18 protein-coding genes are annotated in these 17,505 nt (G+C 64.0%); 10 read left to right on the top strand and 8 right to left on the bottom strand.

The window, feature by feature from the left end:
- Positions 1–158 precede the first annotated feature (158 nt).
- The 3 genes from JJJ14_RS02210 to JJJ14_RS02200 all read left to right on the top strand — a co-directional run bounded on the left by JJJ14_RS02210 (position 159) and on the right by JJJ14_RS02200 (position 1,997).
- On the top strand, positions 159–440 hold the full coding sequence (locus JJJ14_RS02210) for a type II toxin-antitoxin system RelE/ParE family toxin (RefSeq protein ID WP_101558824.1): 282 nt from the start codon (positions 159–161) through the stop codon (positions 438–440).
- Positions 415–738 (top strand): HigA family addiction module antitoxin, encoded by a 324-nt coding sequence (locus JJJ14_RS02205; RefSeq protein ID WP_075414788.1) that lies wholly within the window; start codon positions 415–417, stop codon positions 736–738. The genes JJJ14_RS02210 and JJJ14_RS02205 overlap by 26 nt, the downstream gene beginning before the upstream one ends.
- Positions 739–1,343: 605 nt before the next feature.
- Positions 1,344–1,997, top strand: a complete 654-nt coding sequence (locus JJJ14_RS02200; RefSeq protein WP_330831698.1) for a glycoside hydrolase family 16 protein — start codon at positions 1,344–1,346, stop codon at positions 1,995–1,997.
- A 69-nt stretch (positions 1,998–2,066) separates the two neighbouring features.
- On the opposite strand, the gene JJJ14_RS02195 is transcribed toward JJJ14_RS02200, so the two are convergent.
- The 4 genes from JJJ14_RS02195 to JJJ14_RS02180 form a co-directional block, all read right to left on the bottom strand.
- On the bottom strand, positions 2,067–3,668 hold the full coding sequence (locus JJJ14_RS02195) for a cation:proton antiporter (protein ID WP_201444577.1): 1,602 nt from the start codon (positions 3,666–3,668) through the stop codon (positions 2,067–2,069).
- 216 nt (positions 3,669–3,884) lie between these two features.
- On the bottom strand, positions 3,885–5,129 hold the full coding sequence (locus tag JJJ14_RS02190; protein WP_201444576.1) for a type II toxin-antitoxin system HipA family toxin: 1,245 nt from the start codon (positions 5,127–5,129) through the stop codon (positions 3,885–3,887).
- Complete coding sequence (locus JJJ14_RS02185) at positions 5,126–5,413, bottom strand: helix-turn-helix domain-containing protein (RefSeq protein ID WP_070512789.1); 288 nt, start codon at positions 5,411–5,413, stop codon at positions 5,126–5,128. Before JJJ14_RS02185 ends, JJJ14_RS02190 begins: the two co-directional genes overlap by 4 nt.
- A 674-nt stretch (positions 5,414–6,087) precedes the next feature.
- The gene (locus JJJ14_RS02180; RefSeq protein WP_201445050.1) at positions 6,088–6,459 is read right to left on the bottom strand and encodes a PH domain-containing protein; all 372 of its coding nucleotides are present in this window, start codon (positions 6,457–6,459) and stop codon (positions 6,088–6,090) included.
- A 643-nt stretch (positions 6,460–7,102) separates the two neighbouring features.
- On the opposite strand from JJJ14_RS02180, the gene JJJ14_RS02175 reads away from it, so the two are divergent.
- Complete coding sequence (locus tag JJJ14_RS02175) at positions 7,103–8,311, top strand: IS110 family transposase (protein ID WP_201444575.1); 1,209 nt, start codon at positions 7,103–7,105, stop codon at positions 8,309–8,311.
- A 601-nt stretch (positions 8,312–8,912) separates the two neighbouring features.
- Here the strand turns inward: JJJ14_RS02175 and JJJ14_RS02170 are convergent.
- From JJJ14_RS02170 to JJJ14_RS02155, 4 genes are all read right to left on the bottom strand, one after another.
- Complete coding sequence (locus tag JJJ14_RS02170; RefSeq protein ID WP_201444574.1) at positions 8,913–9,566, bottom strand: HEPN domain-containing protein; 654 nt, start codon at positions 9,564–9,566, stop codon at positions 8,913–8,915.
- Positions 9,556–10,602, bottom strand: a complete 1,047-nt coding sequence (locus JJJ14_RS02165) for a ParA family protein (protein ID WP_201444573.1) — start codon at positions 10,600–10,602, stop codon at positions 9,556–9,558. The genes JJJ14_RS02170 and JJJ14_RS02165 overlap by 11 nt, the downstream gene beginning before the upstream one ends.
- 135 nt (positions 10,603–10,737) lie before the next feature.
- Complete coding sequence (gene ychF / locus JJJ14_RS02160) at positions 10,738–11,823, bottom strand: redox-regulated ATPase YchF (protein WP_065361938.1); 1,086 nt, start codon at positions 11,821–11,823, stop codon at positions 10,738–10,740.
- Between the two features lie 81 nt (positions 11,824–11,904).
- A complete protein-coding gene (locus JJJ14_RS02155) occupies positions 11,905–13,506 on the bottom strand; it encodes an alpha/beta hydrolase (RefSeq protein ID WP_236592882.1) in 1,602 nt (533 codons plus the stop codon).
- Between the two features lie 342 nt (positions 13,507–13,848).
- Here JJJ14_RS02155 and JJJ14_RS02150 point away from each other — a divergent pair, with 342 nt between their 5' ends.
- The 6 genes from JJJ14_RS02150 (at position 13,849) to JJJ14_RS02125 (ending at position 17,499) form a co-directional block, all read left to right on the top strand.
- On the top strand, positions 13,849–15,147 hold the full coding sequence (locus JJJ14_RS02150) for a DNA recombination protein RmuC (protein ID WP_201444572.1): 1,299 nt from the start codon (positions 13,849–13,851) through the stop codon (positions 15,145–15,147).
- 158 nt (positions 15,148–15,305) lie between these two features.
- Positions 15,306–15,563: a GlsB/YeaQ/YmgE family stress response membrane protein gene (locus tag JJJ14_RS02145; protein ID WP_075414783.1), complete on the top strand. Its 258-nt coding sequence runs from the start codon at positions 15,306–15,308 to the stop codon at positions 15,561–15,563.
- A 285-nt stretch (positions 15,564–15,848) separates the two neighbouring features.
- A complete protein-coding gene (locus JJJ14_RS02140; protein ID WP_009406062.1) occupies positions 15,849–16,325 on the top strand; it encodes an Asp23/Gls24 family envelope stress response protein in 477 nt (158 codons plus the stop codon).
- Positions 16,326–16,358: 33 nt separating this feature from the next.
- On the top strand, positions 16,359–16,535 hold the full coding sequence (locus JJJ14_RS02135; RefSeq protein WP_003789010.1) for a hypothetical protein: 177 nt from the start codon (positions 16,359–16,361) through the stop codon (positions 16,533–16,535).
- A gap of 2 nt (positions 16,536–16,537) precedes the next feature.
- Positions 16,538–16,954 (top strand): hypothetical protein, encoded by a 417-nt coding sequence (locus tag JJJ14_RS02130; protein ID WP_075377951.1) that lies wholly within the window; start codon positions 16,538–16,540, stop codon positions 16,952–16,954.
- The gene (locus JJJ14_RS02125; RefSeq protein ID WP_201444571.1) at positions 16,951–17,499 is read left to right on the top strand and encodes a DUF6286 domain-containing protein; all 549 of its coding nucleotides are present in this window, start codon (positions 16,951–16,953) and stop codon (positions 17,497–17,499) included. Before JJJ14_RS02130 ends, JJJ14_RS02125 begins: the two co-directional genes overlap by 4 nt.
- Positions 17,500–17,505: the final 6 nt, after the last annotated feature.

Below are 17,505 nucleotides of genomic sequence, written 5' to 3'. Positions count from 1 at the left end.
AACCTGTGAGCCCACGGATGAGCCGTCGGCCGTCACTACAGACGATCCGATGGCGTCAAGGCCCGCCAGACGCACTCACACGCCCGGATCAACATCGCCTTCCCGCTTCCCCTGTTAACTACTAGCGTTATTAACGGTCTCCGTTATACCCTGTCGTTGTGATCAGGTCCTTCGCGGACAAGGCGACCCAACGAGTGTGGCGCGAGGAGTACGTTCGTGCCCTCGACAGGTCGCTCCAGCGCGCCGTGCTACGCAAGCTGGAGCTTCTGCACGCAGCAGCCGATGTCGAAGACCTGCGCATCCCACCGGGCAACCGGCTCGAGCGACTGACTGGCGATCGACGTGGCCAGTACAGCATTCGGGTCAACGCCCAGTGGCGACTCTGCTTCACCTGGCATGAAGGAGGTGCGGATGATGTCGAGCTCATCGACTACCACTGACGCTGACCGGATCGACCCGATTCACCCGGGCGAGGTCCTCATGGAGGACTTCATCGAGGGGTTCGGGATCACCCAGAACAAGCTTGCCACGGCCATCGGCGTGCCCCCGCGCCGCATCAACGAGATCGTGCACGGCAAGCGCGGCATCACCGCGGACACCGCTGTACGACTGGCCAAGTACTTCGGCACATCTGCCGAGCTCTGGATGAACCTGCAGAGCCACTACGAGCTCAGGCTCGAGCGCCGGGCCTTGCGCGAGCAGCTCGACAACATCGTGCCGCTGCAGTCGGTGGCGTAGACGCCGCAGGCGGCATGTGCGACCGACGCTCATACTCAGCGAACGGGTACCGGCTGACGCGGGCTCGCCGCTCGAAGAACTGAACACACGATGAGCCGGTCATCCGGCTCTGAGCACTGACTGAGGGGTGGGACGCCGTCGCGTCCCACCCCTCAGTGCGCGCCTTCACGCCGAGAGTCCGCCCTCAGATTCCTCACAACAAGTATCCCGTTCACGGGACGGGGTATTAATCGCCTTGTAGGATAACAACAATCGCAGGTCAACTTCTGCGTGATGACACGATCACGCCGGGCGAGCGCTCACACGGCACATACTCGCTGGCAGAGCAGGAGGTGACGCCGAGAATAAACCAGGCACTCACCGGAAATACCATTCGTGTATCTTGTAGAAGGAGAACAATGAGCCCTTTGACACGACGTTCACTGATCACCACCCTCGGGCTGGGCGCCGGAGCCACAGCCGCAGGCCTACTCGCGCCCACCACAGCGTTTGCAAGCACTCCATCGCGTTCCTTCAGCACCCTTGTCTTCGATGAGCAGTTCACGGAAGGCACAGACTTCAACGCCGCACGGTGGCGGGAGAAGGAACCCAAGGGCGACACCTACATGGACTACGACTGGGGCGTCATCACGCATGACACCCACAGCGTAAGTGGCGGAGCGGGCCACCTGTTCTGGCGCAAGCGCTCAACTCCCAAGACCGGCTGGCAGAACAAATACGACGAGGGCAGAACCGTTCGCCACGTCAACGAGGCATCACTGACCACCGAAGGGCTCTTCTCCTTCGTCTATGGCTCCGTCGAGGTACGAGCACGCTTCCCTCAGAGCCACCTCGGCCTGTGGGCAGGAATCTGGCTGAGGCCGGACGGGGCAGCGAATGGCGGAGAGATCGACATCGTCGAGACCTACGGGGGCGGCCGAGCCAAAGGAGTCGCCGAGTCGACGGTCCACTTCGACCAGTCCGGGAAGAACAAGAGCGGCAAGGGCATCAGCAACAAGCCGAACTTGAGCGCCTGGCACACCTACCGAATGGAGAAGACTCCGGAACGCATCACGTTCTTCTTCGACAACCAGCGATTCCATGAGGTACTGCGGTCCAACGACCAGCAGGCCTTCGATCGCTGCTTCGGCGCCAACACCCCCTACCACCTCCTTCTCATCACGCAGACGGGGAGCCACTACTGGGGGAAGCTGGACACTAGGAACTTCAAGGAAGCGCAGTTCGACATCGACTACCTGCAGGTCCACTCCATGGACTAGCCGGTCAATGAAGGGGGTGGGGTGCGCCGGCACCCCACCCCCTCGTTGCTGTTCTTCATGCTTGCCCGCTTACTCGACGTCGAGGGGGCCGTTGATGTGGAGGGTCTCGGCGTCGAAGCGCCGGTTGACTCGCGAGGCGGTGGAGTCGTCGATGCGGCCGGCGAAGCGCAGGCTGTGTACGCGCTCGCGCAGGTGCTCGATGACGGCGAGCCGCAGGGCGCTCTCCTGGTCACCGTAGACGCTTGCCTCCTCCTCTGCGCTGGCGTTGCTCACGGATCTGTGACGACGTGCATAGTCGGCGCGCACCGCCTCGATGGCTGCGTCGTCGTCGACGCCCGCGCGTTCGGCGATGGCATCGAGCTGGCTGATGGTGTCGGCGAGGACGTCGGCAAGGACCTCGGTCTCCTGCGACTCGACTGACTCGGCGGTCCGCGTGCCGGCCGAGGGCCTGGCGTTGGCCCAGCGGACCACGTAGGGCAGGGCGAGGCCCTGGATGAGGAGGGACAGGAGGGTCGCGCCGGCGACCACGAGGATGATGAGGTTGCGCTCGGCGTAGGCGGTGCCGTCGAAGGAGGTCGGGATGGACAGGGCCATCGCCAGTGAGATCGCGCCGCGGAAGCCGGCGATTGTGGAGACGATGCGGCCGCGGATGTTGGTGCGGCGCAGGCGCTGCTCGGGGCGGCGGTCGAGGGCACGGATCGAGTAGATGATGAGGTGCTGGCCTGCGAATCTTCCCGCGACCATGGCGATGTAGATGATGGGGATGAGGATGAGGCCGCGCACGAGGTCGGCGCGGGGGAGCTCGGCGACGATGCCGGGGAGTGCCACTCCCACCATGACGAAGAGGATGGTGTTGAGGATGTGGGTGAGGATCGTCCAGAAGGGGATGCCGAGGACTCGCGAGCCCAGGGACATGTGCGGGGCGGCGAAGCGGGAGATGACGATTCCGCAGGTGACGACGGCGAGCACGCCTGAGCCGCCGATCTCCTCGGCGATGAAGAAGGTGAGGAACGGGGTGGCCAGGGCGGTGATTGTCGCCAGCATGGGGTCGTCGGTGATGGTGCGTACCCGGACCGATCTTCGTGACTGCCGCACCGACGAGGACTCTGCACCGATTCCTCCCCCGAAGGACAGGAGGAGGTGCTGTGTGACGAGACCGAAGGTGACGCCGGAGGAGTCTTGCGCGGTTTGGAGGGCGATGGCGAAGATGACCAGGGCGGTGCCGTCGTTGAGTAGCGACTCGGCTTGGAGGACGGTGCGGCTGTTGGGGTTGATGCCGCGTCCCAGGCTGGAGACGGCGGTGGCGTCGGTGGGGCAGAGGCAGGCGCCGATGAGGAGGGCGGCTCCCACGCTCAGCCCCGTGAGGACGCCGATGAGGGTGATGAGGGCGGCCGTGATGGCGACGAGCACCGTGGCGCTGAGGATGATGCCGCGCAGGCTTCGCCGCATGCGGTTGAGGGAGACGGACGGCGATTCCCAGTACAGGAAGATCGGCAGGAAGATCGTGAGCACCACGGTGCTGGGCAGGGACATCTCCTCCCCCACCGGGAGCAGCGCGACGCCCACGCCCGCGGCGATGAGAAGTACCGGAGCGATGAGGCGGAACCTGTTGGCGATCGCGTAGGCGACAACCGAGGCGCCGATGAGGGCGACGATGATCTCGATGGTCATGAGGCGGCCGGGTTCCCTTCCTGGGATGAGTGTGGAGGGCGGACTGCGGCCGGTCCGGGAGAGGGGGCAGTCAACCGAGCTCAGGGCCGCGGCCACGTGCGGTCCAGATCAGGACTGCGCCCGGCCAGGCCTGTGTCAGGTCCAGGCCGGGCGCAGCCTACAGACGCTTCCTTCAGCGCCCCTAGGGATAGTCGATTCGCTTCACGAGATGCCGTTTCAATCCTCGGAGTGCGCGGCTCGGGTGAGGGCTTCCAGGCGAGGCTCGATGGACTCGGACATCATGGTGATCTCACGCTCGGGGACTCGGTTCGCCCGCGCCTGGCCCCGCCATCCTGACAGGGACGCAGTGATGCGTCTGATTCGCTCCCGCGCCTCCGATTGAGTGAGCCGGTAGTCGTTTGCGATAGCCAGAAGCCCGTCGATCTCGTCGGGCATCGCGTCTGCTCCCATGATCGACGTCGCACGGGGCCGACTGGGGTCGGGATTCGGGTTGACGTCGAAGACGGGGCTGAGTCTCCAGAGCCCGCGGTCGGCGAGGAACCCGTGGTTGCGCAGGTGGTCGTCAGTGTTGCCGAGGGCGATGCTCGCGATGATTCGGTCGTAGAACTCATGGAGGTCTTGGACGGGCGAGCGTGAGAGATCGCGAATCGCCTCGGCGAGGTCGGCGTAGTCCTTCTGGTCTCCGTCGGACGATCCGGTGGCTGTCATGGCACTGATGTAGCCGATACGCGCGCCATCACGGGTTCTGTCGAATCGCCGCAGGATGAGGATGCATCGATTGCCCACTTGGGTGAGCTGGTGCTGGGGTGTGCGAACGCTCGCGGTCTCAAGCAGGTCGAGAGCGGTGGCCTCCCAGGCCATGACGTCCCAGGAGTCGCTGGAGTGAGGGAACTTCGCAATGGCGAGGCCACCATCGTCGAGCCGAACTGAGGCCTTGGGCCGCGCACCGCCGAGGCCCGTCGTGCCTGTGTCGAGAAGTCGTTTAACGGCGTCGGAGGGGTCATCGTCGGAGGCCAGTTCGTCGCTGGCATGCAGCAGCTCAGGCAGAGCGACGAGCCGCGGAACGCGTGAGGGCTCTCCCAGGAACTCGTCGCTCCCAGGGGCCCGGAAGCGCAGGGCGCCCTGTCGGGTGTCGTCGCTGACGCCCAGGAGGAAGTCGAGGTCGTCCAACTGACGGGGAACGCGTCCCTCATCGCGGGCTCGCGATCGTTCCGCCTTGCGGATGAGGTTGCGGCCCCAGCGGTCAGGCGCACTGTCAGCAAAGGCTCCAACGAGCCCAGACTGGTACTGAGCGCCGGGTACGAGGCTCAGGGCTGGGTCAATGTTCATCCCACCGTCGGCGAGGTAGGCGGGGTCGTAGAGAAAGGTGGTGGAGACCTGTCCGCGCGATCGGGTGACGTGCGCTTGGCCGACCAGACGGTGGGAGCCGTTGGCATCGGAGACGATCTCGATAGTGGTCATCGGGCGCGCTTTCTGGTGAGGCGGCCGGCGCGGAGGCGGCCGATGTCGCTGGCCAGGGGGTCGGCCGCGTCGACAAGCTGGTCGAGGATGCCCAGGGCGCGCAGCACCTGGGTGACGCTGTTGAAGCTGACGTTGGGGTTGCCCGACTCGATCTTGCGCAGGGTGTCACGGGTGATGCCCGCTCGCTCGGAGACCTGCTGCGCGGTCAGGCCGAGCACCATGCGCCACCCGCGCACGTGCTCTCCGAACTCCGTCACCTGACGGTCGATCCTGTAGCCCGACATGTCCCTCCGTTCACTATGACAACTATCGTAGCCCGAACTAAGAGTTGTGGCGATGCTGTTTGTCGTATAGTTCGGCGGCCTTGGAGAGGGCAACGTCTCCGGCAACTGAAGATCGCTCCCCGGACGCCTGGGCCACTCGCCGCTGGGTTGCTTAACCTCGCAGTTCAGAGGCAGAGCGTGGTGGCCGCGCCCGACGACGGTCCGCCGTTGTTTCTGGACTGCTCGCGGCAGCCGACCTTCGTTGACACACAGGCGGCGAGCCGCTGGTCGGCGAACCTGCAGCCTCGGCTCATGAGCGGCTTCGAGGCGCCCCTCTCATTGGCCGCAACTCGGGCGAGTCCTTTCAGCAGGCCTTCCACGGCCCGAGCTCCGTGACGGTCCAGCCCAGAGAAGTCCAGCAAGTGTTGGTATCGTGCTGAGCGAGACGTAACGACAGCGGGCGCGGCTACCAGCAACCATGCGATCAGCAGCGACTACGCGGTGAATGCAGAACTGTCGGCGATCGGCACGCCGATCCGCCGACACCGTCCGCAAGGTCGACTGACGCAGTCTAACTCTCCGCCCGACGTTCTCCATGCAGTTCAGCGCGCTCGACTCCCGCAAGCACTGGCGGCCTGCCACCGCAAAGACGAGGTGAAGGCTTCCCATAGTGCTGGCGCCACAGCCGCCGATGCTCAGTGAGACATGAGAACGCAGGCCGAGATAAGCCTATCGATCTTGCGGACATCGACCTGAGCCCCAAGCTTGATCTTGATGTGACCCGCCCGCGTCCACAGTTCGACTTCAGAGTTCATGTCGAATGTTCCCGCGTTCTCGGTCGACCACATGTTGATAGCACTGTAGGGCAGCGAGTAGATCTCCACCTTCCGACCAGTCAGGCCTTGAGCATCGCGGACGATCAACCGCTTCGAGGTGAACACAGCTGAGTCGCGCATCGTCTTGAACGCAGCGTACGGCTGCTCCCCTTGAACAAGAACGCCGAGGACGTCCTGAGGAATCGGAACCTCCGCCAAGAAGGTCCACGTAGCCACCGAAGCCATCTCCATGCCCATGATGTCGCCTCACTGAAAATAATGATCGCTGAGAAGCCAACCTACTTCGAACACAGACATTACCAAACGACACCTCGACATTCCAAGACACAAATATGCATACTTTGATTACTTCAATCAACATGCAAGAATTGATAGAATGCGTTCGAGTTAGCAACTACCGTTGATGCATCCCCAACACCTAACCCGCTTCTACCAACTAACCTATGTCGGAGAAATCAGTTCACAGCCGAGCACATCACCCCCGCGCCCAAGCCTTCAGACGGAGCAACAACTCGCACCCTTCTTATGTCAGCGCTCGGTAGCTACTCCCCGCCGACCAGAGACCCAAACCCACTCCACTGTAAGGCGAGGATACAGCGTCTGGAACGAGTACGACTGTCAAGGAGTTCTGGCACCCGTTACCTTGTTGGTGGTCCCGGGTGGTCCGGGGCTGGGCCAGCTGCTGTGGGCACGGGTGTCTTGCCCCTGTCCGCAGATGATCCGGGGGGTGTTGTCACCCGCGGCAGCCGGGCGCTGGTGACCGCTGATAAGGGGAACGGCCCGCTGCGGGTGAGGTCTTTCGCAGGCGTGGGTGCGGGGGCCGGCTTGTCCACCGGCTGGCCCCGCACCCATGCAGCGAGAGGCGGCAGGAGAGATGGATATCGAGGACATCGACGTCTTCATCGGCATCGACGTCGGTAAGAGCGAGCACTGGGCCACGGCCCTGAGCCGGGACGGGCAGAAGGTCCTCGACAGGGCGCTACCTAACGACGAGGAGCGCCTGCGTGCTCTCTACAAGAAGCTGGCCGATCACGGGAACCTGCTGGTGGTGGTCGATCAGCCCGCCACCATCGGGGCCCTGGCGGTGGCTGTGGCTCAGGACATGGGCATCACCGTGGGCTACCTGCCCGGACTGTCTATGAGACGCATCGCTGACCTGACGCCGGGCAGCGCCAAGACCGACGCCAAGGACGCGGCCGTCATCGCCCAGGCCGCCAGGACCATGCCCCACACCCTGCGTGCCATTAGCACCTCGGACGAGGAGGCCGCAGCGCTGAGCATGCTCACTGGCTTCGACCTGGATCTGGCTCGCCAGGTCAACCAGACCGCGAACCGGATCCGGGGGCTGTACACCCAGATCCATCCCGCCCTTGAGGCTGTGCTGGGGCCCTGGCTGGAGCACGACGCCGTCCTGGAGGTCATCACCGCCTGGCCCACTCCAGCAGAGCTGAAGCGAGCGGGCAAGACAAGGATTGACGCCAGGCTCAAGAAGCACGGGTGCAGGCGGCACGCCACCTGGGCCGGCCAGATCGTCTCGGCCCTGGAGCACCAGACCGTGGTGGTCGCCGGCACCGACGCCGCAGCAGTGGTGCTGCCACACCTGGCCAGGCAACTCACCTCCCTGCACGCCCAGCGAGCCGATATCGCCGCCCAGGTCGAGACCCTGGTGCAGGCCCACCCTCTTTACCAGGTCCTGACCTCCATGCCCGGGATCGGGGTCAGGACCGCAGCCGTCTTCCTGGCCGAGACCCTGGGCAAGACCTTCGACACCGGAGCCCAGCTGGCCTCCTACTCCGGGCTCGCTCCCGTCACACGTCGCTCCGGCTCATCGATCCGTGGTGAGCACGTCTCCCACGGCGGCAACAAGAGGCTCAAGCGCGCCATGTTCCTGTCCGCCTTCGCCTCACTGCGCTCTGACCCCGTCTCCCGGGCCTACTACCAGCGCAAACGCGACCAAGGCAAACGCCATAACCAGGCCGTCCTCGCCCTGGCCCACCGCCGCATCCTGACCCTGCACGCCATGATCCGCAACGGCGCACTCTACGACCCCCAACCAGCCACGAAACTACCCGCAGCCGCTTGACACACCACATAGGGGCACCCCCCTTTATCTAATCACCGAACAAACAACACTCGTGGCCACCAGCGTGAGTCCCCGACGGCTAAGACAGCCTTATCAGATAAACCGCAAATCAAGTCAGCCCTTTACGATGCCCTACCATCAAACGGGATCACGAGTGAGGTCGGCACTGCGGTACACATCTCAACTTGGGGCCATACAAGAGCTCAATAATTCAACCCACCGGAATTCACAGCCACATACTGACCATAGGCATGATCCTGACACACAAACCCATTTGTTACAGTCCATCTTCACGATCCAGGCGAGCATACATGTGCAACAAGTTCAGCACACCCCACCCGTCAGCACCCCTGAAGCACCCCCAACGAAGGTAGGCGAATGATAAGTATGATTTAAGTAAGTAACTTATCCTACTTGCGAATCATAAATTATCCGCCGCCACAGCAACTTCACCAACATGGCTAGGATCTGCAGGATGAAAAACCGGGCGTTCCATTTTGTTTCAATGCAAACGACGGCGCACTACAACCCATAACCGCAGCGGCAAGGCGTTCCGACCCTAACTTATCAACACACCAGCATTTTAAAGTTTGAGATAATGTCAAAACCGTTCGATTAATGGGAACGCAACCTCTTTATCAAAGCATGATTGGACCACTTTAACAACGTCAATCGCATCGCGAACGTAGGTCTGATCGATAGGCTGAAGGACCTCATCTCCAACACTGCTTCTATCACATGCATGCGCAATCTCATTTCGCCTAGCAACGATCTCCCCATACTTCTTCTGGACGTCATAACCTAAATGTAGATCACTCACTCTCGGCCAAAAGTTCGACACTCCAAACATTTTTGCTAGGTCATGAGGGCGCCGCTCATTTTGAAAAGTCGTCCGATTAATCTTCTCCTTGAGTACTCGGCGACGATGCGAATAGATTCTCAAATCATCGCATTCTATTTCATTCAATAAATCTGACAAATCTTTGATGCTGAACGTGAAGAGCTTTAGATTACTTCTGATGCTGGCCGACGAAATTAGTGCATAATCGTTGAGTAACTCAAAAAGAACGTTCGAAAAATAGTTGTCTATAGATCCAATCGTTTGAACAACCGAGTATCTAAGCATATCGTCAACAGCAGGAACAAGTATGTCCGAAGCCATTGAAGCCATTGCGCCGGCAAGAGAAACCGTCTCTTGCGCTCGGTAGATGTCACTTTTGAACGTAGCGGAAGCTTTGGTCTCTTTAATTTTCATTGTCGATCAGAAACTCAATCCTCGATGACATGGTGTCAAAAATGTTTCTAATGTTGGAAATGTTCTGAGCGACGTTATTCCAAACTACTCCAGTATATCCAAGATCTTCTGGCTCTAATGCAAATACCGGCTTCCCGCACGCTTGCGATGCTGCAATTAACGTATTGAACTCCGGGATTTCTGCAAGCTTGTAGCCATCCTTTAAATTCGCCTGGCGATACGTTCGATCAGAATACAATACGTTACTTGAACGTAAATGAGGAATCAGGCTCTGTCGGATAGCGGAATCCAGCTTGTCAAAGTAAGTCGCAAAAGCCGTAGTTGGTTCTCCATTTCGAAGCCGATAACGCTGCACGACGAAACCCAATAACTTCAGATTCGGTTCATGGAACGGGTAGTCCGCTTCGGCAAGAGCGTCAATACGTGAGGCCCTCATTCCCCAATCTATCCAACGCGGTATCACATTCGCCATGGATTCGATCGCCATAACGGAAAAGACATCTGGATTGACTGGAATTATCAAAGAATCCGAACTGGTAACGATATTCTGGTTAATCGCCCCGAGGCTGGGGCTGACATCAACTAGAATATAGTCGACATCATACTTTTTTCCAGTCTCTTCAAACAGATACCTAAAGCTGCCTGGAACATTTCGTAACGCCTGAAGTGACTCCGAAAGCTGCTGCGCTATCCCGAGCGTAGTCTCATGTTCCGCCAATCCAGCGTGCCCCGGAAGCAAGTAGAGCCCTTCCCTTCCCGGTACTGGGAAGCAATCAACAGGCTCCAGCATTCGCGGACGAGATTTGAATACTGGATCGAGTGCGTCCCAAATGTTTCGCCCCTCGAATCGCGTTTCATCAAGTGGGTGATCCAAACTGTTCTCGGGCTCAAACACGAGTCGAGTCAAATTGCACTGAGGGTCGGCGTCAACAATCAGTACGCGCTTCCCCTTCTCTGCCAGATTCCACCCAAGATTAAATGTAGTCGTTGTTTTAGAGACCCCGCCTTTGTTGTTAAATAGAACGATAGTTTTCATCAGAATCCTTTCAATTGTTTAATGTAGATTGTGGAAGATATGCGTGTAGTGCGCGAGACTCTCTTCGGTCTTTGGGAAACCAAAGCTGGTTACTTGAAGACTACAGAAAATTCCTGTTATCATAAATTTTGTAAGTCACACATTAAACCTAAACTCCACGACATCACCGTCTGCCATGACGTAGTCCTTTCCTTCCATGCGCACTCGGCCGTGAGCGCGGGCTTCGGCAACGCTGCCGTACTGGACCAGGTCATCGTAACTCACGATCTCGGCCTTGATAAAGCCTCGCTCGAAGTCCGTGTGGATGACGCCTGCCGCCTGAGGCGCCGTCGCGCCCTTGCGGATCGTCCACGCGCGGGACTCCTTCTCCCCCGCCGTCAGGTACGTCTGCAGCCCCAGGGTGTCGAACCCAACCCTGGCCAGCTTGTCCAATCCGGATTCCTCCTGCCCGTTGTCGTGCAGCATCTCCGCCGCCTCCTCGGGCTCCAGCTCCACCAGCTCGGCCTCGAACTGTGCGTCCAGGAAGATCGCCTCCGCCGGTGCCACCAGCTCGCGCAGCTCGGCCTGGCGGGCCTCGTCGCTCATCCCGGCGTCGTCCATATTGAACACATAGATGAACGGCTTGGTGGTCATGAGCTGGAAGGTCTTGAGCACCTCCGCGTCGATCCCGGCCGCCTCGGCCCCGGCGGACAGCAGCGTCCCCTCTTCCAGGACCTTGAGGGCCGCCTGCGCCGTCTCCAGCACCACCGGCTCCGTCTTCTTGCCCCGCACCTCCTTCTCCAGGCGCGGGATCGCCTTCTCCAGGGTCTGCATGTCCGCCAGCACCAGCTCGGTGCTGATCGTCTCGATGTCCCCGGCCGGCTCCACCTTCCCATCCACGTGGACCACGTCCGGGTCCTCGAAGGCGCGCGTCACCATGCAGATGGCGTCCGCCTCGCGGATGTTGGCCAGGAACTGGTTGCCCAGCCCCTCGCCCTCGCTGGCGCCGCGCACGATCCCGGCGATGTCCACGAAAGAGACCGTCGCCGGCACCACCCTCGCGGAGTGGAACAGCTCGGCGAGCTTGTCCAGGCGCGCATCCGGCAGGGGCACAACCCCCACGTTCGGCTCAATGGTCGCGAACGGGTAGTTGGCGGCCAGGACGGTCGCGCGGGTCAGAGCATTGAACAGGGTGGACTTGCCGACGTTGGGCAGTCCGACGATTCCGATGGTAAGTGCCACGCAGCAGAGTTTAGACGGCCCCTGTGACACCGTGCGCCCCGACGGCGTCCCCCGTCCGGGTCACGCCGTCGGCAGCCCCGCTTACTTACCGGCCCTCTCGTTCACCCGGACCGAGGCCCGCAGATCACGCCACGAGGTGTAGAAGCCCCCGCTGGCGTTGGCCCCGATCCCGGCCGTCACCGCAACCAGGCCCGCAGCCACCAGGATCACCACGACGCGCCCCAGGATCGCGCCGCCCAGCCGCGCCACCGACCGCTTGCGGCCGTCGCGCCGTCGGCCCCAGCGGGGCGACCAGAACATGACCGTCCCCAGCGCCCCCAGCGAGGCGACCACGGCCACGATGATCGTGCCCAGGCCGTTGATCTCGAAGGGCCTGGCGCGCACCGGCGAGACTGACCCCACCACGCGCTGGTCCTTGGGCGTCTCCGACAGGGGCTTCACGCCGGCGGCGGTGGCCTTGGCCCACGTATCGCCCTGGGGCGCCGTGATACCGGCCGCCTTGAACACCGCCGGGTCCGAGCCCCACCACGTCAGCAGCGACGGGAAGTAGTTGTTCCACAGGGTCCAGGAGTGCCCGCCCGAGGCCGGGGTGTCGACTGTCAACGAGTCCGGCTTGCGCACCGTGTCATCCATGAGCCAGGCCGCCCGGGCCGCACCGGAGGAGTCGTCCTGCGCCCCCAGGATGTAGAAGCGCATGCCGTCGGGCTCGCGCTTCCCCAGCATGGTGGACAGCCCGTTCTGCGCCTGGAGCGTCTTGCCGCTGTGCGCCAGCGAGCCCTCACCGGGCAGGTCGTAGGAGGACATGACCCCCACCGCGCCGAAGCGCTGCGGGACGTCGTAGGCGGTCCGGGCCGCGCAGTAGGCGCCCGCCGAGATCCCCATAATCATCCAGCCGGCCCGCTGCGTGGTGACGTTGGGGAAGGTCGCCTGGATCATGCGGGGAATCTCCTCCGCGGTCCAGGTCCCCACGGCCGGGCGGCCGGCGATGTTGACGCAGTCGGGCTGGCCGCCGTCCACATTGAGCGAGGGAAACACCAGGATCGACGGCGGGATGCGGCCGGCGTCGATCGCCTCCTGGAGCCGCTGGGGTGAGGCGATGCCCGTCACCAGGGACTGCGGGTCGCCGACCCAGCCGTGGAGCCCCTCGAGGACGTTGTAGGTGCGACCGTCGTCGGGCCGGTAGCCCGCCGGCAGGACGACGCGCACCGGCAGCTTGATGCCGCTGACCGGGCCGGTCCAGGTGGCCTCCTGCGAGCCGTCGCCGACGTCGTGGAAGGAAGCCTTCCAGGCCGAGGCCGGCACGGCATCGTAGGCGGATGCCTGCGGCAGGGGCGCGATGCGCGAGGTGACCTGGGTGCGAGGGGTCAGGGCTTTGACGACGTCGCCGACGTTGCGCACGTAGTGCATGGGCCGGTTGATGAGCAGGCCCCCGAGCACGATGACGAGCACCACCGGCACGCCCACCATGACGGTGCGCGCCGTATAGCGGCCAACAGCCCGCAGCACCGTGCGCAGCGTGGGGCGGGCGAGTCGGGTGGGCCGGTCCGCGCTGCTGGCGCGCGTGGTGGCCGGAACAGTTCGCGGCAGAAGGACCGCGGCGACAAGGGTGGTTAGAACGGCAAGGACCAGCACGACTGCGATCGTTCGCAGGCTGGTCAGCGGGATGCTGCGCAAGAGGCTCACGTCCGATAAGCATGGCACCACCTGCCCAGATACCCATCATCCAGGAGTCGCAGAAGGACCGTGCTCTTGGTCTCCTCCCCTCCGCCGTAGGCAGGATCGAGAGGGACCCAGGACTGTTGCCCCAGGTCCGAACGGTCGATTGGTATGTAGCCGGGAGAAATATGCCCGACGACGACGCAGCAGCGGGCCGGTGGGCCGGATCGGCGGGTCAGGGCAGGGCCAGTCCGTTCGGCGGGCGGACGGGCCGGCCGAACCGGCGAGGCGGGGCGATCTGCGCCGGCGGGGCTCCGTGGGGCTTAAGGGCGCCGAATAGATGTCGCACCTCTGGGGCACCATCGGTTCATGAGCTCCTCAGCGGTCCTGCTTCCCATCCTGCTGCTCCTCGTCGGCCTGGCGATCGGGGCGGTCATCGGCTATCTCGGTGCGCTCGCCCGGCGCACCACCGCGCACCAGTCGGACGGCGAGCAGGTGGCCGAGCTGCGGGCGCAGGCCGCCCAGTGGCAGGCCCGGGCCGAGGAGCTGTCCTCGCGCACTCAGGTGGCCGAGGAGCGCGCCGAGCGGGACGGCTCCGTGCTGCGGGCGCTCGCACCCGTGCGCAGCCAGCTGGAGCAGGTGGGGGCCCGGGTGGAGTCCTTGGAGAAGCAGCGGGCGGAGCAGCACGCGGCCCTGGCCGAGCAGCTGAGGGCCACCGCCCTGCGCGAGCAGGACCTGGCCCGCTCCACGGCATCCTTGGAGGGGGCGCTGCGCTCACGCTCGGCGCGCGGCATGTGGGGTGAGGTCGAGCTGGCCCGGGTCCTGGAGGCCTCCGGGATGATGCGGCACGTGGACTTCTCCGAGCAGCGCACCATCGGGGCGCTGGTCCAGCGGCGCGGTCGCCCGGCCGGCGCACCGGGCGCAGTGGGCTCAGTGGGTTCAGTGGGCTCGGCGGGCTCAGCCTCAGGTGAGGGGGCGGCCGGACGCTCCCGGCCGGACATCGTCGTCCATCTGCCCGGGGAGGGCTACCTCGCCGTGGACGCGAAGGCGCCCATGGACTCCTACCTGGCGGCCACCGCCGTCCAGGGCTCCGGCCCCGAGGACGAGCAACGGCGCAGTCAGCTTCTGGAGGCTCACGCCCGGGCGCTACGCGGGCACGTCGACCAGCTCGCCGCGCGCCGCTACGACCGGGCACTGGGGGACTCCCCCGAGCTCGTGGTCCTCTTCGTCCCGGCGGAGGCGGTGCTCTCGGCCGCCCTGGAGGCGGACCCCGCGCTCCTGGAGCACGCGCTGGGGCGCGGCGTCGCCCTGGCCTCACCCGTGTCGCTGCTGACCCTGCTGCGCACCTGCGCCACGGCCTGGGCCCGCACCGCCGTCAACGACGACGCCCGCGAGCTGCTGGAGCTCGGTCGCACCCTCTACGAGCGGCTGGGGACCGTCGCCGGTCACCTCGACGCACTCGGTGGGGCGCTGCGGCGCAGCGTCACCGCCTACAACAAGGCAGTCGGCTCCATGGAGAACCGGCTCCTGGTGACCGCCCGCTCCTTGGAGACCCTCGGGGAGCAGGTGGACTCCCCCACGCTCATCAGTGCCGACGCCGCCCAGGTGCGCACCTTCACCGCACCCGAGCTCACCACCGAAGAGCACCCCGCCCCCACAACGACGTAATGCACGCCACACTCTCGGCCCGTGACGATTGACGCTTCCATGGCGTCTATCAGGCAGCGTTGCCTGCCATCTCATGACTGGCTGACACGCTGCCAGAACGTTTCCATACCCGATGGGCGGATGCCTCCCCTCATCGGACCTTCTCGGAGGAAGACATCATGCTGTCATTCATCGGAATGATTATCGCCGGCGCTGTACTCGGCGCCCTTGCCCGCCTCGTCATGCGGGGCGAGCAGAACATCTCGATCCTGTGGACCATCGTGCTGGGCGCCGTGGGAGCACTTGTCGGAGGCGCGGTCGCCAGCCTCTTCGGTGTCGCCCACACCGACGGGATCGACTGGATCCGTTGGGCCCTGTCCCTCGTCGCCGCCATCGTCGCGATCTCCGTCTACCTGGGCGTCACCGGCCGCAAGTAACCCTTCAGCGCCCTGAAGCGGGTTCCGCAGAGGCACTCACCGCCTCCGCGGAACCCGCTTCAACTTTTGTGACGCAAGCCATGGGTTGGGGCCGTGAGGATTCCCCTGCCCGCGGCGTCCTACCTACAGCGCGGCAATCAAGACGGGTAGCAACACCAGTCAGTCACGTCGGCCACTCATACGAGCCGGCCGGGCAGCCACTACGGCGCCGTGACGGACCAGCTGCTGGGCCGCGCACCACACATCCCGTCACCATCCATTCACGGATTAACGAAAGAGGCTCCAATGAGCAACAACGCCATCCCCCAGACCGGTCAGCAGCGCGAGCGCAACGAGCAGGCCGAGGAGGACAAGACCCCCCGCGGCCCCCTCCAGACCTCGCACGGCGTGACCACCATCGAGGAGAACGTCGTCGCCAAGATCGCCGGCATGGCTGCTCGTGAGGTGCCGGGCGTCTACGACATGGGCAACGCCGTTCGCCGCGCCTTCAGCGCCGTGACCGACCGCATCCCCAACGCCCAGACCAACGTCGCCGGCGGCATCAGCGTCCAGAAGGGCGAGACCCAGGCCGCCGTCGAGGTCACGGTGGTCGTTGAGTACGGTGTCTCCATCGTCGAGGTCTCCGACGCCATCCGCCGCAACATCATCGAGCAGATCGAGGGCACCACCGGCCTGGAGGTCGTCGAGGTCAACATCAACGTCACCGACGTCCACCTGCCCGACGACGACTCCGGCAGCTCCGAGGCCGCCGACCTCAAGTGACCCATCCTGACGCCCTGATCTGAGGAGCTCTCAATGAAGACAACGTACCTGGCCCTCCTGGTGGGCCTGTTCCTTGGCACCATTCTCGCCTTCGGCTCTTTCGCCGACTTCGTCCTGGTGGCCCTGTGCGGCGCGGCCGGACTGGGGGTGGGTCTCTACCTGGAGGGCCGGGTCGATGTCCACAGCATCCTGGATCGGCGAAAGAAGTGACGATGGCGACCGCCACCCAGCCCGCCATCACGCAGCCGGGTCCCGCCCAGGACGAGCCCTCCTCCTGGGAGCAACGCGGCACCACCACCATTCCGGCCAAGGTCGTCGCCCAGATCGCCGCCCAGGCCGCCTATGAGACCGGCAACGTCGGCTCCAACGCCGGGGGGCTCCTGGGAATCGGCGCCCGCCGCAACTTCGCCTCCCGGCCGGAAGCCCAGTGCGAGCTCTACGGGCGGGTCGCCGTCCTCCACCTGGACCTCGGCCTGGTCTTTCCCACGCCACTGTCCTCCACCGTTGACGATCTGCGCGCGCACGTGCGCGGCCGCGTCGAGCACCTCACCGGGCTGAGCGTCGGCAAGATCACCATCGAGATCTCCTGGCTCAATCCGAGCAGCCACGTCAGGAAGAGCCTGAAATGAGAACACCCGTCCCGAAACTCATTCGTCGCCCCTCTCGCAGCACCCCCAGTGTCCTCCTGGCACTGCTGCTGCTCACGGCCGGAGGCCTGGGGGCCTGGCTGACGGGGCACCGGATTGTCACCGGCACCTGGCCGGACCGTACCGTCACCACGCTCGACACCATTGGCTCCACCGCCCTCGGCTCCGTCGCGGTGCTCGCCGCCGCGGGGATCGCCACCGCCTGCGCCCTGGCCATGATCCTCGCGGCCCTGTGGCCGGGGCTGCCCGAGCGCGTCACGCTCCTGCCCGACACCGTCCCGGGCCAGACCGCGGTGAGGCGCCGTGACCTGGCCACCCTGGTGAGGAACCAGGTCGAGCAGATCGGCGGCGTCCACTCCGCCACCGTCACCACCCGTCGCTCCCGGGTCGACGTCGTCGTCCTCAGTGTCCTGGACGACCTCGAGCCGGTGCAGGAAGCCGCCCGTAAGACGACCGACGAGGCCCTGGAGACACTCCAGCCCGCGGGCATCACGCGCAGCCGCGTGCGGATCAAGCGCACGAGCTGAAGGAGA

It is taken from the genome of Actinomyces sp. HMT 175, assembly GCF_016694895.1.
GTDB classification, from domain to species: domain Bacteria; phylum Actinomycetota; class Actinomycetes; order Actinomycetales; family Actinomycetaceae; genus Actinomyces; species Actinomyces oris.
Note: the sequence above shows the minus strand (reverse complement) of the source record. Positions and strands in the feature narration are given on the sequence as shown.

What these genes read in the sequence shown, in the direction of transcription:
- JJJ14_RS02195 (WP_201444577.1), bottom strand. Translation starts at nt 3,668, where the DNA reads ATGACCATCGAGATCATCGTCGCCCTCATCGGCGCCTCGGTTGTCGCC.
- JJJ14_RS02150 (WP_201444572.1), top strand. Translation starts at nt 13,849, where the DNA reads ATGAGCTCCTCAGCGGTCCTGCTTCCCATCCTGCTGCTCCTCGTCGGC.
- JJJ14_RS02205 (WP_075414788.1), top strand. Translation starts at nt 415, where the DNA reads ATGTCGAGCTCATCGACTACCACTGACGCTGACCGGATCGACCCGATT.
- JJJ14_RS02135 (WP_003789010.1), top strand. Translation starts at nt 16,359, where the DNA reads ATGAAGACAACGTACCTGGCCCTCCTGGTGGGCCTGTTCCTTGGCACC.
- JJJ14_RS02190 (WP_201444576.1), bottom strand. Translation starts at nt 5,129, where the DNA reads ATGACCACTATCGAGATCGTCTCCGATGCCAACGGCTCCCACCGTCTG.
- JJJ14_RS02140 (WP_009406062.1), top strand. Translation starts at nt 15,849, where the DNA reads ATGAGCAACAACGCCATCCCCCAGACCGGTCAGCAGCGCGAGCGCAAC.
- JJJ14_RS02170 (WP_201444574.1), bottom strand. Translation starts at nt 9,566, where the DNA reads ATGAAAATTAAAGAGACCAAAGCTTCCGCTACGTTCAAAAGTGACATC.
- JJJ14_RS02180 (WP_201445050.1), bottom strand. Translation starts at nt 6,459, where the DNA reads ATGGAGATGGCTTCGGTGGCTACGTGGACCTTCTTGGCGGAGGTTCCG.
- JJJ14_RS02165 (WP_201444573.1), bottom strand. Translation starts at nt 10,602, where the DNA reads ATGAAAACTATCGTTCTATTTAACAACAAAGGCGGGGTCTCTAAAACA.
- JJJ14_RS02125 (WP_201444571.1), top strand. Translation starts at nt 16,951, where the DNA reads ATGAGAACACCCGTCCCGAAACTCATTCGTCGCCCCTCTCGCAGCACC.
- JJJ14_RS02145 (WP_075414783.1), top strand. Translation starts at nt 15,306, where the DNA reads ATGCTGTCATTCATCGGAATGATTATCGCCGGCGCTGTACTCGGCGCC.
- JJJ14_RS02175 (WP_201444575.1), top strand. Translation starts at nt 7,103, where the DNA reads ATGGATATCGAGGACATCGACGTCTTCATCGGCATCGACGTCGGTAAG.
- JJJ14_RS02200 (WP_330831698.1), top strand. Translation starts at nt 1,344, where the DNA reads ATGGACTACGACTGGGGCGTCATCACGCATGACACCCACAGCGTAAGT.
- JJJ14_RS02130 (WP_075377951.1), top strand. Translation starts at nt 16,538, where the DNA reads ATGGCGACCGCCACCCAGCCCGCCATCACGCAGCCGGGTCCCGCCCAG.
- JJJ14_RS02185 (WP_070512789.1), bottom strand. Translation starts at nt 5,413, where the DNA reads ATGTCGGGCTACAGGATCGACCGTCAGGTGACGGAGTTCGGAGAGCAC.